Raw genomic sequence first — 16,933 nt, 5'->3', positions numbered from 1 at the left:
ATTTAATTAATAGTCGTATCGAATTTTAGGTCGCAAAATTAGACTTATTCTTTTAATCGTGCAAATTTTGATCTGTTTTTATTCTTTTGTTTATATTTGGCGGCAATTATTTACCCTTTGAATGAATCATTATGAGAATAAAAGGAATATATGCTACCCGTCCGGCGGTAATCCAACTTTTGATCCTCCTGCTATTCTTATTGGCTGGAGCCGTTTTATCATCTATTATATCCACGGGCTTATTACTCGCGACCCACGGTTTACAGGCTGATATAACCCAAGACGCTAATTTAATGAGGCTCATTCAGTTCATCTCGGCGATCTGTACCTTTTTGCTACCATCTATCGCCATGGCTTGGACATGTAGTGACAATCCCCGCCATTATCTATCAGTCAAGAAAATCACAGACGGCAGGATCTGGATTCTCACCTTAGTTTGCATGTTCTTATTTTCTCCGGTTATCAATTTGCTAGGATTGCTCAACAAGCAGATGGAGTTACCCGCGTTTATGGCTCCTATCGAGGAATGGATGCGGGCGCAAGAAACCCTCGCCGAACAACTGACGACGATCCTGTTATCCAGCGATAGCGTTTGGGTAATCCTGGCCAACCTTATCGTTATCGCCGTTACGGCCGGGATAACCGAGGAGTTCCTGTTCAGAGGAGCCTTGCAACGAGTGATCGGGAAATGGACCTCCAACCCTCATACGATCATATGGGTCGCCGCCATACTATTTAGCGCCTTCCATTTACAATTTTACGGATTCTTGCCCCGGATGATACTCGGAGCCTATTTCGGCTATCTACTCTATTGGAGCAAAAGCATCTGGATACCGGTGTTCGCCCACTTTGTCAATAATGCTTTCGCCGTAATAGGGATGTCGGACAGTCGTCTCAAGGATAACGAGTTTATCACAGGCAATATTCCCGCCGAGCATCTTTTGGACTTTTGTCTTATCGCCGCCTTATCTTTCCTGCTGTTCATACTGGTAAACAGGCGATTGAAACGGCTGCTATAAGTCTTTCTTACGCAGCACGAAGTCTTTTCCCAAATATTTCTCGCGCACGATCTCGTTCTCGGCTAGTTGTTCGGCGGTTCCTTGGAAAAGGACTTTTCCCTCGAACAAAAGATAGGCCCGGTCACAAATACTCAATGTCTCGTATACATTGTGGTCGGTAATCAAGATTCCGATATTCTTATGTTTCAAGCGAGCCACGATTGTCTGGATATCTTGTACGGCGATCGGGTCTACACCGGCGAAAGGCTCATCCAACATAATGAACTTCGGATCGATCGCCAGACAGCGGGCAATTTCCGCACGACGCCGCTCTCCACCCGAAAGCTGGTCTCCCAAGTTTTTACGAACCTTATTCAAACCGAACTCTGAAATCAAACTTTCCAGTTTCTCTTTTTGGTACTCAACGCTACGTCCCGTCATCTCCAAGACCGAGCGGATATTATCTTCCACCGTCATTTTCCGGAAAATCGAAGCCTCTTGCGCCAGATAGCCAATGCCGTTGCGAGCCCGCTTATAGACCGGGAATTTCGTAATCTCCATGTCATTCAAGAAGATCTTACCCTCGTTAGGAGTGACCAAACCTACTGTCATATAAAAGGTGGTCGTCTTTCCCGCTCCGTTCGGACCAAGCAAACCAACGATCTCCCCTTGTTTCACGTTAATCGATACATGATTCACGACCGTACGAGTCCTATATTTCTTTACCAAGTCCTCCGTACGGAGCACCATTCGTTGTTCGTCTGACATAAGCTACTTAAAAATTTAACGCGAATGTACGTGATAATCCGCAGATCTACATCACATACATTCGCAAAAAAGCGATAAGAGAATTTAATAACTCCACTCAGATTGCCACTCGATCACGGGTTGCTCCCCCTCGAATCGGATAGGAAGCCAGATATAACGTCCGTCTATAGCGTTCTCCGGAGTCCAACGATCTCCCATATAAATAAAGCGATCCGCATGGCCGGGTACAGGCAATACGTACGTGCTCTGAGAATAAAACGACACCTCCGAGTTCTCTCCCCTAAACGGATTTTCCAATTCCTTCCAAGGTCCCCAAATCGAGGTAGCGACCGCCGATCGTCCCGCATTCGGAGCCCAGCCCGTACAGCCGGACATAATCAAATAATATTTCCCCTTCTGTTTGAACAAGGCTGGAGCTTCCATGAAACGCCCCGGGAAGAAACGGGCGTACTTACCGGAATAACTCGTATAATCATCGGTCAGCTGCGATATATGCAAGGTACTATTCTCTTCCGAGGAATAAATATGATAAGCGATGCCATCGTCATCCACGAAAAGGTTCATATCCCTAGCCATTTGTCCGGAGATCTGGTCACGCCCCAATAAATTCAAGCTATCCGGATGGGCTGGTAACTCTCCACCGCTAAAACGTAGATCTGCGGAAAGCGTACAAGGTTGCTTATGTAGTTCCTGTACATTAACCGGCCAAAAACCGGCATTCGGACGGAAAGCGTTTACGAACGAGTAAGGCCCCGCCACGTTTTTACTGACAGCCACTCCACTCAATGCTCCCGAATAGCCAGCACCTCTCGGCTCTAAATGAAACCACATTACATATTGATCATTCTTTTTATTATAAATCACTTTCGGACGCTCCAACACGCATCCCTTAGCAATATGGCTCGTCGTATCATCCGGCACGACCGATAAGGCGATTCCCTCGTCTTTCCAATTATATAAATCTTTCGACGAATAGCAATGAACGCCTACTTGAGCCAGATTTCCAGCCGAGCCCTCCGTTTTATGCTCACCAAACCAATAATAAGTATCCCCGACCCGTAGAATACCGCCACCATGAGCGTTTATATGTACCCCTTTATCATCCGGCCAAACTTCCCCCGGCTTAAAAGAAAGATCCTTCCGCTGGCAAGCCACACATAAACACAGCAAGCCGATCACTCCTAAAAGAATTCGCTTCATAAAAGTATTTTTTAGTATTTAAGAAAGCAAATATAGTTAAAAAAGAGGGATGTGGCAAACTTTAATATCATAGGATTTACAAATAAAACCAATCTTGTTTCTAAGATGTTATATGGTTATTAGTGGATTTTACGCTATCTTTGCAAATTGAAATCAGAAATTTATCAAGATAAAAATGAATAAAGCATTACACAGAATGGGTGAGTATACCCTACTGATGATGAAGAGTATAACACTTCCAGACCGGTGGAGTATGTTCTTTAAGCAATTGATCAAAGAGATATACAAGCTAGGCGTGGATTCTCTTTGGATTGTCATAATCATCTCGGTCTTTATCGGTACGGTTATCGCCATCCAGATCTCCTTGAATATCAGTTCCCCCTTGATTCCTAAGTTTACGATCGGCTATACCACCCGTGAGATTATCTTGCTGGAATTCTCTTCCTCTATCATGGCACTAATCCTAGCGGGTAAAGTAGGCAGTAATATCGCCTCCGAGATCGGAACCATGCGAGTCACCGAGCAGATAGACGCCATGGAAATCATGGGTGTTAATTCCGCCAATTTCCTGATCCTTCCGAAAATGCTCGGTTTGATGATCTTTATTCCGGTATTGGTTATCTTCAGTATGTTCACCGGTATCATGGGCGGCATATTCGCCAGTTACTCAACGAGTACGGGAATGACTCCTTCCTCGTTCGAGTACGGTTTGCAATTCTACTTCAACGAGTTTTACATTTGGTATTCTATTATCAAATCCGTAGTATATGCGTTCATCATCTCATCCATCGCCGCCTATTTTGGCTATAACGTAAAGGGAGGCGCCCTAGAGGTAGGTAAGGCAAGTACGAATGCCGTGGTCATGAGCAGTATCATGATTTTACTTGCCGACGTAATATTAACCCATTTAATGCTTACTTAAAAATGATCGAAGTTAAGAATATAACGAAGTCTTTCGATGGACGTGTCGTCTTGAAAGATATAAGTACGACGTTCGAGGATGGTAAGACGAATCTGATCATCGGACGAAGCGGTTCGGGTAAAACGGTAATGATCAAGAATATCATCGGGTTAATGAAACCTGATACCGGACAGATATTATACGACGGCAGAGACTTGATCACGATGAACAAGCATGAGTTAAATATGCTGCGTCGGGAAATGGGTATGTTGTTCCAAGGTTCCGCTTTATTCGACAGCATGACGGTAATGGAAAACGTAATGTTTCCTTTAGATATGTTCTCTAAAGACTCAACGAAAGAGCGCAGGAAACGTGCGGAATTCTGTTTGGAACGTGTAAACCTGTCCGAGGCCGGACATCTATATCCTTCCGAGATCAGTGGAGGTATGATGAAACGTGCCGCCATCGCAAGAGCGATCTCCCTAAATCCTAAATACCTGTTCTGCGATGAGCCGAACTCCGGACTAGACCCCAAGACTTCTCTATTGATCGATGATTTGATTCACGACATTACGGTGGAGTACAATATGACGACCGTTATCAATACCCACGACATGAACTCCGTGATGAATATTGGTGATAATATCGTCTTTATTAAGGAAGGCGTGAAGGAATGGCAAGGAACAAAAGAGCAGGTAATCACCTCTAATAACCAAGCGTTGAACGATTTCATCTTTGCGTCCGACCTGTTCAGGAAAGTAAAAGAAGTAGAAATGCTCCAAGAGGAAGGGTAAGTTAACATACTTGGCAAAGTATCTTAACTTCATCGGCTAAGTATCTTAACTTAAATGGCAAAGTATCTTAACATACTTCGCCATTTAAGCCAGCTTACTTTTTCCACTTATTTTTTATAGACCAAACACGTCCTTGATCTTATCTGCATAATCCAATTTCTCCCATGTGAATAACTCCACATCACAAGTAACCGGCTTCTGCAAATAACGGGAAGAGAATGTCTTCGTCACCGTCTGGGGTTTGCGTCCCATATGACCATAAGAAGCGGTCTCGAAATAAATCGGGTTACGCAATTTCAAACGCTCCTCGATCGCTTTCGGACGCATATCGAAGATATCCCAGATCTTAGCGGCGATCTCTCCGTCTGTCATATTCACCTTCGCACGGCCAAAAGTATTCACGAAAATATTCATCGGTTTAGCCACACCGATCGCATAAGACACCTGTACCAGCATCTCATCCGCCACACCGGCGGCAACCATATTCTTAGCGATATGACGAGCGGCATAAGCAGCCGAACGGTCTACCTTAGAAGGGTCCTTTCCAGAGAAAGCACCACCGCCATGAGCACCTTTGCCACCGTATGTATCCACGATGATCTTACGGCCGGTCAAACCGGTATCACCGTGAGGACCACCGATCACGAACTTACCGGTCGGGTTCACATGATAAATGATATTATCATTAAACAAAGCCTGTACATGAGCCGGATATTGAGCCTTCACACGAGGTATCAATATCTTCTTCACGTCTAAGGCGATCCTCTTTTGCATAGCCTCATCCGCTTCCTTCTGTGAAATACCTTTCGGACCGATAAACTCATCATGCTGCGTGGATACCACAATCGTATCGATACGCAATGGCTTACCGTTATCATCGTATTCAATCGTAACCTGACTCTTAGCGTCCGGACGTAAATAAGGCATCAAATCCGGTTCTTCCTTACGGATCTTCGCCAATTCCCATAATAAACTATGAGATAAGTCCAACGCCAAAGGCATGTAATTCTCAGTCTCATTAGTAGCATAACCGAACATCATACCTTGGTCGCCGGCACCCTGCTCATAGGGATCCGCACGCTCTACGCCACGGTTGATGTCGCCACTCTGCTCATGGATAGAAGAGAACACACCACATGACTTCGCTTCAAACTGGTACTCGCTTTTCGTGTAACCAATCTTCTCGATCACGCCACGTGCCACTTCCTGCACATCCACATACGCACTTGATTTAACTTCTCCAGCCAAGACAACCTGTCCGGTTGTAACAAGGGTTTCGCAAGCAACTTTCGAATTCTTGTCATACGCCAAGAACTCATCCAGCAAAGCATCCGATATTTGATCGGCTACTTTATCGGGGTGCCCTTCAGACACCGATTCGGAGGTGAATAAATAACTCATCGTTTTAAATTGAAAAGATTACTAATCTACAACTGAATTGAACTTGGAAGGATTTTTCTGCCGGACGGCAACGAAAAGGATATGTTTTTAGCATTTTTTCCCGTGGTTGCAAGCAATACAAATCTATCCACGTCAATTCATTCGCAAAGATACGCAATAATTGAGAATTGAAAGTTGAAAATTGAAAATTATTTCTTCTTTTTGGAATTACGTAAGGCTTTTTTATATTTAAAACCGGCCTTCCATTTCGCTGAATCAGAGCCATGTGTCCCTTTCAAGAAATCAGAGAACTTGATTTTCTTACCATTCGAATCTTCCGCTTCGCCTTTCGCTTTCTTGAAGACGATCCCTTGCGTCATCGCTTTATTAATTTCTTTATTCATAACTCAAATCTCGTAGTTCATAATTAAAACTTATAATTCGGATAAAAGTTCACGCATCGTCTTGCCAAACACAGGATGTTTCACCGACGGAGCTACTTCTGCCAACGGTTCCATTACAAACGACCGTTTGTGCATCAGAGGGTGCGGTAGCGTCAGCCGCTCCGTATGCAGGATTTGCTCATCCACCATTAACAGATCGATATCGATGATACGGTCATGATACGCACCGTCACTTTTTTCGATACGTCCCATCTCGATCTCGATCAAACGGGTAGCGTCTAATAATTCCATAGGGGAAAGTTCCGTCGTCATAACGATCACGGCGTTCAAGAAAGTGTTGTCCGATTCAAATCCCCAAGGCTCCGTCTCATACATATCAGAAAGGGCAAGAACATCTCCCACCCTTTCAGCCAACAGCGCCGCCGCTGTCACCAAATTTCCTCGTTTATTACCTACGTTCGTACCTAATCCAAGGTAAGCTGTCGCCATAGAAACCGGATTAAAGGATTAGCATAGCGTCGCCGTAAGCACCGAAACGATATTTCTCTTTCAAAGCGATATCGTAAGCGTCCATGATCAACTCATAACCACCGAAAGAAGCTGTCATCATCAATAATGTAGACAACGGCATGTGGAAATTTGTCACCATGCTGGTAGCCACGCTGAAATCATACGGAGGGAAGATAAACTTATTCGTCCAGCCCTCGAACTCTTTCAGATGACCATCCGTACTTACGGCCGTCTCGATCGCACGCATCACGGAAGTTCCGACCGCACAAACCTTGTGCCCCTCATCCTTTCCCTTGTTCACGATATCCACTACATCGGCATTTACGACCATTTGCTCAGAATCCATCTTATGCTTTGTCAAATCTTCCACGTCGATCTCACGGAAATTACCCAAGCCCGAATGCAATGTCAAGAAAGCGAACTGGCAATCCTTGATCTCCAAGCGTTTCATCAACTCACGGCTAAAATGCAATCCCGCAGCAGGAGCCACAACCGCACCTTCTTCCGCAGCAAAAATATTCTGATAACGATCCTCGTCTTCCGGTTCCACCTCACGTTCGATATACTTAGGCAGCGGAGTCTCGCCCAAGGCATACAAAGCCTTCTTAAACTCGTCGTGGTTCCCGTCATATAAGAAACGGAGCGTACGACCACGCGAAGTCGTATTATCAATTACCTCCGCGACCATGGAATCATCCTCGCCAAAGTATAACTTATTACCGATACGGATCTTACGAGCCGGATCCACCAATACGTCCCACAAACGTAAGTCCTCGTTCAGCTCGCGCAACAAGAACACCTCGATACGCGCCCCTGTTTTCTCCTTGTTACCGTACAAGCGAGCGGGGAACACTTTCGTGTTATTAAAGATAAACACGTCACCTTTTCCATAATAGTCTAGAATATCCTTGAATTCGCGATGCTCGATCTCACCTGTATCACGATGAACGACCATCAACCTCGACTCATCTCTGTTCTTCGCCGGATGTAAAGCGATTAATTCCGACGGTAAGTTAAATTTGAATTTCGAAAGCTTCATAATGCACTCTATTTATTTTTCTTCTTCTATTTTTACCACATTCTTCTCTAAGAAATCATCGATCTCCTCCGGAGACATACACATATCCAAGGTTACCTCTCCGATGCGAGTCCGTTCCAAGCCAATCAAATGAGCGCCGGAATCCAAGGCCTTCCCGATATCACGAGCCAACGCACGAATATAGGTACCTTTGCTACATACCACCCGTATCTTTATAACAGGCAAATCGCACTCCAGCAACTCCAGTTCGTCTATAACCAATGTCTTGGATTTTAGTTCAACCTCCTCTCCTTTCCGGGCTAGCTCATAAGCACGTTTACCTTCGATTTTGCAAGCGGAGAACACCGGGGGAATCTGTTGGATCGTACCCACGAATGTCTTTAAAACCTCCTCCACGAGCTCACGGGTTATATGTTCCGTGGGATACACGGCGTCTATCTCTTTCTCCAAATCGAAAGACGGGGTAGTCTCTCCCAACTTCAACGTAGCGATATATTCCTTCGTCTGATATTGAAACTCATCGATCCGCTTCGTAGCCCTTCCGGTACAAACGATCATCACACCTGTAGCCAAGGGATCCAGTGTCCCCGCATGTCCAACTTTAATCTTCTTTACCTTCAGTTTCCGACTTAGCTTATAGCGAAATTTATTAACTAGGTCAAAAGAAGTCCACGTTAGCGGTTTATTAAAATATAAAATTTCTCCAGCTATAAAATCCATTCTTTATTTCAGTAATGTACAAGCAATTGTCACCAATCCCGCGATCGCGCAATAGATAGCGAAATAAATCAGTTTCCCCTTTTTCACGATGTTGATCATCCATTTACAGGCCACGCAACCGGAAACAAAAGCGGCCACGAAACCTACCGCTAATGATAATGCGGGAATGCTCCCGGCCACATCTTCACCTTTCACCATCTTCATCACATCCAACAACGCCTCTCCCAAGATCGGAGGTATTACCATCAAGAAAGAGAACTGGGCTAGTTTCGCCTTATTATTTCCCAATAACAAACCGGTAGCGATCGTTGATCCGGAACGTGACAAACCCGGCATCACGGCGCAAGCCTGAGCCAGACCGATAATAAAAGCATCTTTCATCGAGATCGACTCTTTCTGGCGTGGTTTGGCATAATACGAAAATGCCAGCAAAGCCGCCGTCAATAGCAGCATACAACCAACGACCAATAAACCTGATCCAAAGATTTGTTCTACCGTATCTTTAAAGAATACCCCAACGATCCCGATCGGAATCATGGAAATCAAGATATTAATCACATACTTCGTCTCCGCGTTCATCTGAAATTTAAACAAACCACGGAATATCCAATCGATTTCCTTCCATAAAACCACTAACGTACTGAATACGGTCGCCACATGTACGACGATCGTAAACGCAAGATTCTCCTCTCCCTCTATACCAAACAAAGCTGAGCCAATCGCTAAATGACCGCTACTGCTCACCGGCAGATATTCGGTCAATCCCTGTACGATACCCAGTATCAAGGCCTCAAACCAACTCATTCTGTTACTTCTTTATCTTTGCTATTCTTCAAGATTCCAAAAATCATCATCACGAAACCAATAACCGTAACCACCGGAGCTACCACGATACGGCGGGCGCTGAATATATCGGGATTGAACGTATTATCCCCGGAACCTCCACCACTCATCAATATGAAACCAAGCACGATGCAGGCAACCGCTACCGCAATCAGTATAAAATTCTCTTTTCCGAAAGCAAAATCTCTTTTAGCCATCTTTCTCAACTCTTTATTATTCGTACATTAAATATAATACAACTTATCGACCCCCATCCGCAAATATTTATTCACGGCAAAAATGGTCGCGATCACGGACAAGACAATACCTAAAGCAAACACTGCCACATAAACCAATAATAATGTTTGCATATCCAATATCTGGATAAAACCTTTCAATTCATTTTGCAAATAATATAACGCTCCGGTTAGCATCAATATTGCCAAGATAGAGGCGAAAATGCCACTTACTATGTTATATTTCACAAAAGGCCTACGTATAAAGCCGGAAGTAGCCCCCACTAGCTTCATCGTATGAATTAAGAATCGTTTGGAATAAATCAACAGGCGAATCGTATTACTGATCAACACGAACGAGATAATCATCAGTACCGCAGCCAAGGTTAGCAGGATCAAGCCCAACCGCTTCATATTATTATGGACCATCTCCATCATATCCTTTCGGTAAAGCAGCTCCGAGACCGACGTATAGTTTCTAATCTTCTTCTCTATCACTTGGAGGCTATCGGGGTTGGCGTACTCCGAATGCAGTTTCACCTCAATCGAGGCCTGTAAAGGGTTAAAGCCTAAGAAGGTTTCCGGATTCTCGCCCAGTTCTTCTTCCAACTCTTTCGCGGCTTGCTCTTTCGATATATACTCGGTTGATTTTATAAAAGGAAGAGCATCCAAGCTCTTCTGCATTTTCTTTATCTCAGTTTCTTTTTGGTTATCTTTCAGCACGATGGAGAAAGATAAGTTCTCTTTCACATAAACGGAGAGTTTATTACCCAACATCCCTATCAATAGAATGAGTCCTAGCAAGAATAGTACCAAGGAGATACTAATAACAGACGTAAGCCGGGAGTTAAAGAAAGAAACAGAACTAACTTTTTTATTTTCAGCCATCAGACTCTCACTTATTAACGTTAAATAAATTAAGGAGATGCGTACAGAGAACACACCTCCCAATTTTCTTGCAAAAGAACGAATAAAATAAGTAAGCCGAAAGGGTTTTAGAATATTTAACCTCTACAACTCTAACAAAGGCCATTCGTACATATACAATATATAGATTATTTCTGATTGAATACCAAGTCCAACCCTTGACTTCTATAGAATCCGAAACGGGTATCACTTGATATAAGCGGTAGATGTTCCGTTATGGCATGCGCAATAATTACGTGGTCTGAGGGATCTTTGTGTCCCTGCGCCTCATTGATCTCCATATGCGCATACGTTTGCATATGTTCTTTTTTCAATGGCAATATTTTCACATAAAACTCCTTTTCTATGGCGACGATCATCGCTTCTGCCGACTTCCATCGTTTAGAACACAGTCCTTTATTTCGATAAGCGACAATCAGCTCACGTACGGACTCGGCACTTATATAAAGAAGGGTTTCCGGTTCTTGGATAATAGCATCTATATCCCTATTTAGATATTCGGGATCAGATGCCATATATACAAAAATATTCGTGTCAATGAGATATCGCATTTACAGTAAAAATTTAGGGTCATTTACAATCAGACTTCCCTTTAACCGCTGCATAGCTTCCCATGTCTTACTTACCTTTCTTTTTCCAGTCTTCGCCACAGTTGTTTTAGTTTTGGCATTTTCTTCCTTTTTCTTTTCTTCATTTTTTTCCATAAGGCTTTCTGTTTTAATTTTCTATGATACAAAGATAACGTTTTATTTAATTATATCAGAACAAAAACAGATAAAGTAAAGCTTATAGGATAAAAAAGAAGACCGCCGGAACTGAGTATTCCTAGCGGCCTTCCCCAACATTAAAGACTCAAGGGTTAGTTTCTTAAAATAAGGTTGTTAGCGAACGTTCACTTTCACTGTTATACGCTTACCATTCTCGTTGATCTCTATCAGATAGATTCCTGTCGATACCGGGATACGGGTAGTTCCGATAATTGAGTCGCCATACAGGCTAACTCCAGTCACCGCTATGATACGGATCGAGATTGGACGGGCCGGATGAACGGTTATCGCACCTCGCTCGCAATAGATTTGATGATCGTTGATGATTTGCTCGATACCTACCGTGCCGGAGACAGTTACCACACAAGACGCCGTCTTGTTTCCATCATCGGTAGCCACGGTAATCTTGCAGGTACCGATCTTCAGCGCGGTAACGACACCATCCGCGTCAACAGTAGCCACCGTCTCGTCGCTGCTGCTCCAAGAGACAGTTTTCATCGTAGCGTTATTAGGGGTAACTTTCGCTTGCAAGGCAAAAGATTCACCTACGGCCAATGCCTTGGACGTGATATTCAAGGAAACTCCCGTAACAGCCACATCTGTTCCCGGAGGTGTAGAAACCGGCTTGAACTCTGCCATAATAGCCAAGGACTTATCGACTTCAATCTCTACAGGCGAAGTCGTATACTTCTCTTCGCCTATTTGAATAACGGCCAATTCATAATCCGGATTGGCTTCCGCCTCAATGGTTAGCTTAGTCGCTTTCGCCACAGCGGTTCCACTCGTTATCTCGGTCTTCTCGCCCTCACCCTTCAACATATAGACTTTCAAAGAACCATTTTCCGGTTGAGCGAACGTGACAACTAACGCATCCGAACTTTTCACCGTAACCTCCGCTTCCGTAGTCGCATCCTCATAATTCGGATCATACGACGTGAAGATCACTTCCTTTTTCTGGCTATTGCCGGGTTTCAATATAGCTGACGCGTCAGCCCATTCAAATTTACCGGATATGGTAGTCCCATCGGCACCTTTCGCAACACCACCGGATAATAGGGATTCCGACAAGGACTGACCTTCCGTGATCGTAGATGCGGTAGGAGCCACTACCTTTACGACCTTCGCTTTCTTTATCACTAATTTCTTGGTTGCCTCGAAAGATCGCCAGTTCTCATCCCCGGTACGTGTTACAGTCACAAGATAAGTACCTGCGTTCAATGGAGTAGCAACCGATCCATCCGTATTTGAATATTTAATATTTACATCTGTCGGATAACTACCGCTCAAAATGTCTTTCAATTCCACAAGCCTTACGGAACCATTATAAACAAACTCCAAATCTGAAGGATTCGCCGTTATTTTAGGTTTATCCACAAAATTCGGGGTGTATGTCGCATCAGCCGCCAAAGTAACCGTTATCTCTGGGTTCTTTCTATCGGCGCTTGAGACATTTTCACTCCAAGAATCAAAACGTTGATCCTCGCTAGGAGCTACCGCTCGCAACTTTAAAACCGTATTCTCCGGAACTTCCGAATAATCGCTAATAACCAAGCCTCCATTCGTAACCTCCGTATTTGAGGTACTTAAAGAAAACGTTTTTACTTCACCAACCGGCATTGAATAATCTACCGATTCATAATTACTCTTGTCAAGTGGGGTAAAGCGCAGAATATTTACCTGATCCTTTGTCGGGATTCCGGTCACATTCGCACGAAGCGCCGATTTTTGTGTAGAAGGATTCCATTCCACATCCTCGAAGTCTTGAGTAAGTTTAGCGTCAATCTTTGAATAATCCTCCCCTTCTATAGTCGGTTCTTTCAGCAATGCCATACCAGCCTTCTTGATAATCAGCTCGGCAGTTACATCCACGGCTTTAAATAAATCATCCTCGCCACGGGTAATCCGAACTTTATAAGTTCCGGCCGATTTAGGATTCTCTGTCATTTCTACCCCACTCCGGGAATATGCGACCTTAAAGTCCAAACCGGAATAGCCCGTAATCTTAACCTCGAAATTCCGGTATTGCTTATTATAGACTACCGTTTGCGTCGTCTTATCAATCAGCGAAGCCAAATCTTTCTTCTCCACATAATTAGCGGTAACAACCATAGGGCCAGAAACGGTGAATACGTCTCCATCCTTGATCTCGGAAGAGTTCACCATCATATTCATAAAACGATATCCCGTTTCCGTCTCAACAGAAGCGGTCAGTTGAGTCATATAAGGTACCTTTGAACCGGAAGCCACCTCTTTGCCTGCCTTGTCTTTCAACACGATCTTACCCGCATTAGGAATACTCAACGCCGAGGTTATTTGATATTCCATCAACTGGAAACTTGCGTTCACCGTAACATCTCCGGTTCCAACCGTAAATGAGTCATCAGTCTCATTATAATTCGCACCTACCACTCTCACGGAAGCCAGTTCATAGCCATAATCCGCATTTCCTATCACCTTCACTTTCACACCTTCAGAGATAGCCTCACCGGGAGTAACGGGTGCCTTCGTATCCACCTCGATCAGATTCACGCTACCATTCTTCAACTCCCCAACCTTTACCAAATGTTTATCCGGTTCTTTTTGAAGGAAATCGGCCGATATATCAGCGGCTTGTATCAAAGTATAAGAACCGTTATTCACCAAAGCCCCGTTCACCTTCACGGACTGAACCATATAGCCCGGATCCGGAGTCGCCGTGATAGTCAATAAGGTTCCCTGCAAAAACTCAGCACCATTCTTTACCTCCACGCCATTCGCGAAGACCTTCAAGGAACCATTCATCGGATTCGTAAACGTCACGCCATAAACGATCGAATCGAAACGGGCTACGATATCCAAGTTCGTATTCGCTTGCAACTCCCGTGTAGCCGATGTATTCCCATCACTCCAACCGGCAAACCGGTAATTCTTATCCGCAACGGCTGTCGCTTTCAAAACCGAGCCTCTCGCGTATTTATCATTTGCGGTACGCCCCTCCAAGATGACAGTACCGAAATTACCGGCGGTAACATTCATAGAATAAACAGGAATTACGTTCAAGGTTATAAACGTATCTTTAGCCGCATAGAGAACAGGATCATTCGGTTCGAATATCAAGTCGTACTTTTTCTTATCCAGAGAAGCGATCTCGTTCGGAGTTTTCCAGATAAATGATCCGGAAGAAGTTCCATCGATCAAGGTACACGCCGATAAAGCCTGTCCTTCCTCAATACGACCCGGAGTAGGTAACACCAAACTCTCCACCTCTTTCTTGCTCTCCACCACTAACGTAACCGTATCAGAGAGGCTACGGTATGTCAAGTCCTCCGCACGGCTCAAACGAGCCTTATAAGAACCCACAGCCAGCGTGGAAGGCAATGTCGTAACCCAAGCCTTACCGCTCAATTGATATTCGATCTTGATATCCTCCACAGCACTTGTTACCGTGACCGGCTTGATGGAGCCGACCGTCTGGACAAGGTTGTTAGCCACGAACCTCACCGTATCCTTGGAGACGAACGCAAAAGTATAGCTATCGCCACTCATCAGATTAGGAGTCGTGTACGTGTAAGAGGTATTTCCATTAGCATACGTTCCCTTGATCTTCGAGATATCCACATCCGAAGAGGCTTGCTTAATAGCCCCTAGCCTATAGTTGGCATTCGATACGATCGAGAAAATGACGGGCTTACCGTAAGCGATCTCACCACCGCTCATGATGTCCTTGTTATCCATCTTGGCGGTAACCGTGCCCTGTCCACCATCGACAGCGTAAGCCAAGGTATTGGCATTACGGATCGTAAACGTTTTAGAGGAATCCTCTAACGCGGCATACTCCATGATCTCCGGACTAAATAAGACGATCTTATAAGCTCCGACTATCTGCGGTAACGTGGAAGTCTCCGAACCATCGGCCGCACGATATCGAACCGCTTGTCCCGCTATTTCCGGCGTAAACTTAATAACCGGCAAATTCTTCCCGGCCACGATCTCATCTTTTGTCGCCGAAGAACCTGTTACATTCACAGCAATCGTTTTCTTTGCGGCGAAACCTACCGATAAGGTCGTAGAGGCGGTTAACGAGGCGGTCGTATAGGTATAAGAGATGGTGTTATCCTTATTAAGCGCACCTTTTGGCAAGGCTGATACCGCGGTTCCATTCACAACAATCTTATTCAATAGAAATCCGGGGTTAGCGATAATTGTAAATACGGCAGGTTGCCCGTTAATGATCTCGCTACCGCTTGCCATGTCCGTAGAGCCCATCTTGGCGGTAACCGTACCTTGTCCGGCCGTTTCCACGTTATAATTTAATACATTCGCTTTAGATACCGTGAACTTCATGTTCTCATCCTTCAAGGCGGCATATTCCGCGGTCTCGGGACTGGTCGCGACGACCGTGTAAACACCATCCGCCGCAGGAAGTTTATCGGATAAAGCTCCGGAAGCGTTCTTATATTGAACCTTCTGCCCCGCTATCGTATTGGGGGAAAATGTAATAACCGGAAGATTCTTACCAGCCAAAACCTCATCCTTCGTGGCAGATAATGGATTGGCTGTTACAGATACGGTTTTCTTCGCGGCAAATCGCACGTCAATAACCGTAGAAGCGGTCAACGCCGATGTCGTATAATCCGCGTAGGAAGTCTCATTCGTAGAAGAATTAAAAGTTCCTTTCGGCAAAGTCACCTCATTATTATCTACGGTAAGTCTACTCAACACATAACCGGGCTTGGAGGCAATCTTCAATACGGCTGGCTTATTATAAACGATCTCATCACCACTGGCGATAATGGAGCCATCCATAGAAGCGGTTACAGATCCTTGCGCCTCCTCAAACGAGTAAGAAAGCGTATGGGGCGGTTGTACCTTGAATAGAATCTCCTTGTTTATGGCGGCTTGCGTATCAGTCTCCGACTTGGTTACGACAACATAATAAAGTCCAGCCTTTTCGGGTAACTCATCCGTCAAAGCAGCAGAGCCATCCTCCCTGTATTGTACTTTATACCCCGTAATAACCGGGTCAAAAGTAACCTTGGGCAAATTCACCTTCGCCCTTATCTCATCCAAGGTGGCATACTCAGGAGAGATCGTGACTGTCACCTGCTCTTTTGCCTTGAACACCGCCTTGATTTCCGTACTACCGGTCAAAGCGGTGGAAGTATAGGAATAGGTGGTCGTATTATCATTTTGAAAAGTACCGCTCGGCAACGTGCCAATAGTAGCCGTATTCATCGTTATATCCGACAGGACATATCCGGGCTTCGCCGTGATCGTGAAAACGGGTTTACTATTATATGCCACCTTGGAACCTGTGGCTACCGTACTGATTATGGTTCCTTGATCCGTATTCGCCGAGCTATAATTCAATGTCACCTTGAACGTCGGAAGATCCGGGGCGGAACGTAAATCTGAATCTTGCGCATGTACCTGTGCCATCGCAATGACAGCAAGGAATATCGCTAATATACTCTTTTTCATGTTTATC

16 protein-coding genes are annotated in these 16,933 nt (G+C 44.7%); 3 read left to right on the top strand and 13 right to left on the bottom strand.

Translation table 11 applies throughout. The annotated features are described in order from the left end of the window. Positions 1-131: 131 nt before the first annotated feature. On the top strand, positions 132-1,019 hold the full coding sequence (locus DWX84_RS00250) for a CPBP family intramembrane glutamic endopeptidase (protein WP_005867102.1): 888 nt from the start codon (positions 132-134) through the stop codon (positions 1,017-1,019). Here the strand turns inward: DWX84_RS00250 and lptB are convergent. Continuing rightward, positions 1,014-1,766 carry an LPS export ABC transporter ATP-binding protein gene (gene lptB / locus DWX84_RS00245; RefSeq protein WP_005853924.1) on the bottom strand — a complete coding sequence of 251 codons (753 nt, stop codon included), beginning with the start codon at positions 1,764-1,766 and terminating at the stop codon, positions 1,014-1,016. The genes DWX84_RS00250 and lptB overlap by 6 nt on opposite strands. 84 nt (positions 1,767-1,850) lie before the next feature. After that, a complete protein-coding gene (locus DWX84_RS00240) occupies positions 1,851-2,966 on the bottom strand; it encodes a glycoside hydrolase family 43 protein (protein WP_121961090.1) in 1,116 nt (371 codons plus the stop codon). A gap of 175 nt (positions 2,967-3,141) precedes the next feature. On the opposite strand from DWX84_RS00240, the gene DWX84_RS00235 reads away from it, so the two are divergent. Both DWX84_RS00235 and DWX84_RS00230 read left to right on the top strand, forming a co-directional pair. Next, positions 3,142-3,888 carry an ABC transporter permease gene (locus tag DWX84_RS00235; RefSeq protein WP_008773770.1) on the top strand — a complete coding sequence of 249 codons (747 nt, stop codon included), beginning with the start codon at positions 3,142-3,144 and terminating at the stop codon, positions 3,886-3,888. Positions 3,889-3,890: 2 nt separating this feature from the next. Continuing rightward, positions 3,891-4,661, top strand: coding sequence for an ABC transporter ATP-binding protein (locus DWX84_RS00230; RefSeq protein WP_048928523.1), 771 nt, complete (start codon positions 3,891-3,893; stop codon positions 4,659-4,661). A 114-nt stretch (positions 4,662-4,775) separates the two neighbouring features. Here the strand turns inward: DWX84_RS00230 and metK are convergent, their stop codons facing one another. From metK to DWX84_RS00180, 11 genes are all read right to left on the bottom strand, one after another. Continuing rightward, entirely contained in the window at positions 4,776-6,062 is a 1,287-nt protein-coding gene (gene metK / locus DWX84_RS00225) for a methionine adenosyltransferase (protein ID WP_005867099.1), read from the bottom strand. 188 nt (positions 6,063-6,250) lie between these two features. Beyond that, on the bottom strand, positions 6,251-6,445 hold the full coding sequence (locus tag DWX84_RS00220) for a hypothetical protein (RefSeq protein WP_008778718.1): 195 nt from the start codon (positions 6,443-6,445) through the stop codon (positions 6,251-6,253). A gap of 30 nt (positions 6,446-6,475) precedes the next feature. Further along, on the bottom strand, positions 6,476-6,934 hold the full coding sequence (gene folK, locus DWX84_RS00215; RefSeq protein WP_005867096.1) for a 2-amino-4-hydroxy-6-hydroxymethyldihydropteridine diphosphokinase: 459 nt from the start codon (positions 6,932-6,934) through the stop codon (positions 6,476-6,478). Between the two features lie 10 nt (positions 6,935-6,944). Next, a complete protein-coding gene (gene queA / locus DWX84_RS00210) occupies positions 6,945-7,994 on the bottom strand; it encodes a tRNA preQ1(34) S-adenosylmethionine ribosyltransferase-isomerase QueA (protein ID WP_005853911.1) in 1,050 nt (349 codons plus the stop codon). Positions 7,995-8,006: 12 nt separating this feature from the next. Then, positions 8,007-8,714: a tRNA pseudouridine(55) synthase TruB gene (truB, locus tag DWX84_RS00205; protein ID WP_005867095.1), complete on the bottom strand. Its 708-nt coding sequence runs from the start codon at positions 8,712-8,714 to the stop codon at positions 8,007-8,009. Positions 8,715-8,717: 3 nt separating this feature from the next. Next, positions 8,718-9,518 carry an undecaprenyl-diphosphate phosphatase gene (locus DWX84_RS00200; protein ID WP_005867094.1) on the bottom strand — a complete coding sequence of 267 codons (801 nt, stop codon included), beginning with the start codon at positions 9,516-9,518 and terminating at the stop codon, positions 8,718-8,720. After that, positions 9,515-9,754: a DUF3098 domain-containing protein gene (locus DWX84_RS00195; protein WP_005853907.1), complete on the bottom strand. Its 240-nt coding sequence runs from the start codon at positions 9,752-9,754 to the stop codon at positions 9,515-9,517. Before DWX84_RS00195 ends, DWX84_RS00200 begins: the two co-directional genes overlap by 4 nt. 27 nt (positions 9,755-9,781) lie before the next feature. Continuing rightward, complete coding sequence (locus DWX84_RS00190) at positions 9,782-10,660, bottom strand: ABC transporter permease (protein WP_005853905.1); 879 nt, start codon at positions 10,658-10,660, stop codon at positions 9,782-9,784. 167 nt (positions 10,661-10,827) lie between these two features. Further along, entirely contained in the window at positions 10,828-11,250 is a 423-nt protein-coding gene (locus DWX84_RS00185; protein ID WP_005867093.1) for a type II toxin-antitoxin system VapC family toxin, read from the bottom strand. Beyond that, positions 11,251-11,403, bottom strand: coding sequence for a hypothetical protein (locus DWX84_RS21560; protein WP_005853901.1), 153 nt, complete (start codon positions 11,401-11,403; stop codon positions 11,251-11,253). 177 nt (positions 11,404-11,580) lie between these two features. After that, the gene (locus tag DWX84_RS00180) at positions 11,581-16,926 is read right to left on the bottom strand and encodes an Ig-like domain-containing protein (protein ID WP_048928522.1); all 5,346 of its coding nucleotides are present in this window, start codon (positions 16,924-16,926) and stop codon (positions 11,581-11,583) included. Positions 16,927-16,933: the final 7 nt, after the last annotated feature.

Source organism: Parabacteroides sp. AF21-43 (genome assembly GCF_003635435.1).
Lineage (GTDB): Bacteria > Bacteroidota > Bacteroidia > Bacteroidales > Tannerellaceae > Parabacteroides > Parabacteroides distasonis.
Note: the sequence above shows the minus strand (reverse complement) of the source record. Positions and strands in the feature narration are given on the sequence as shown.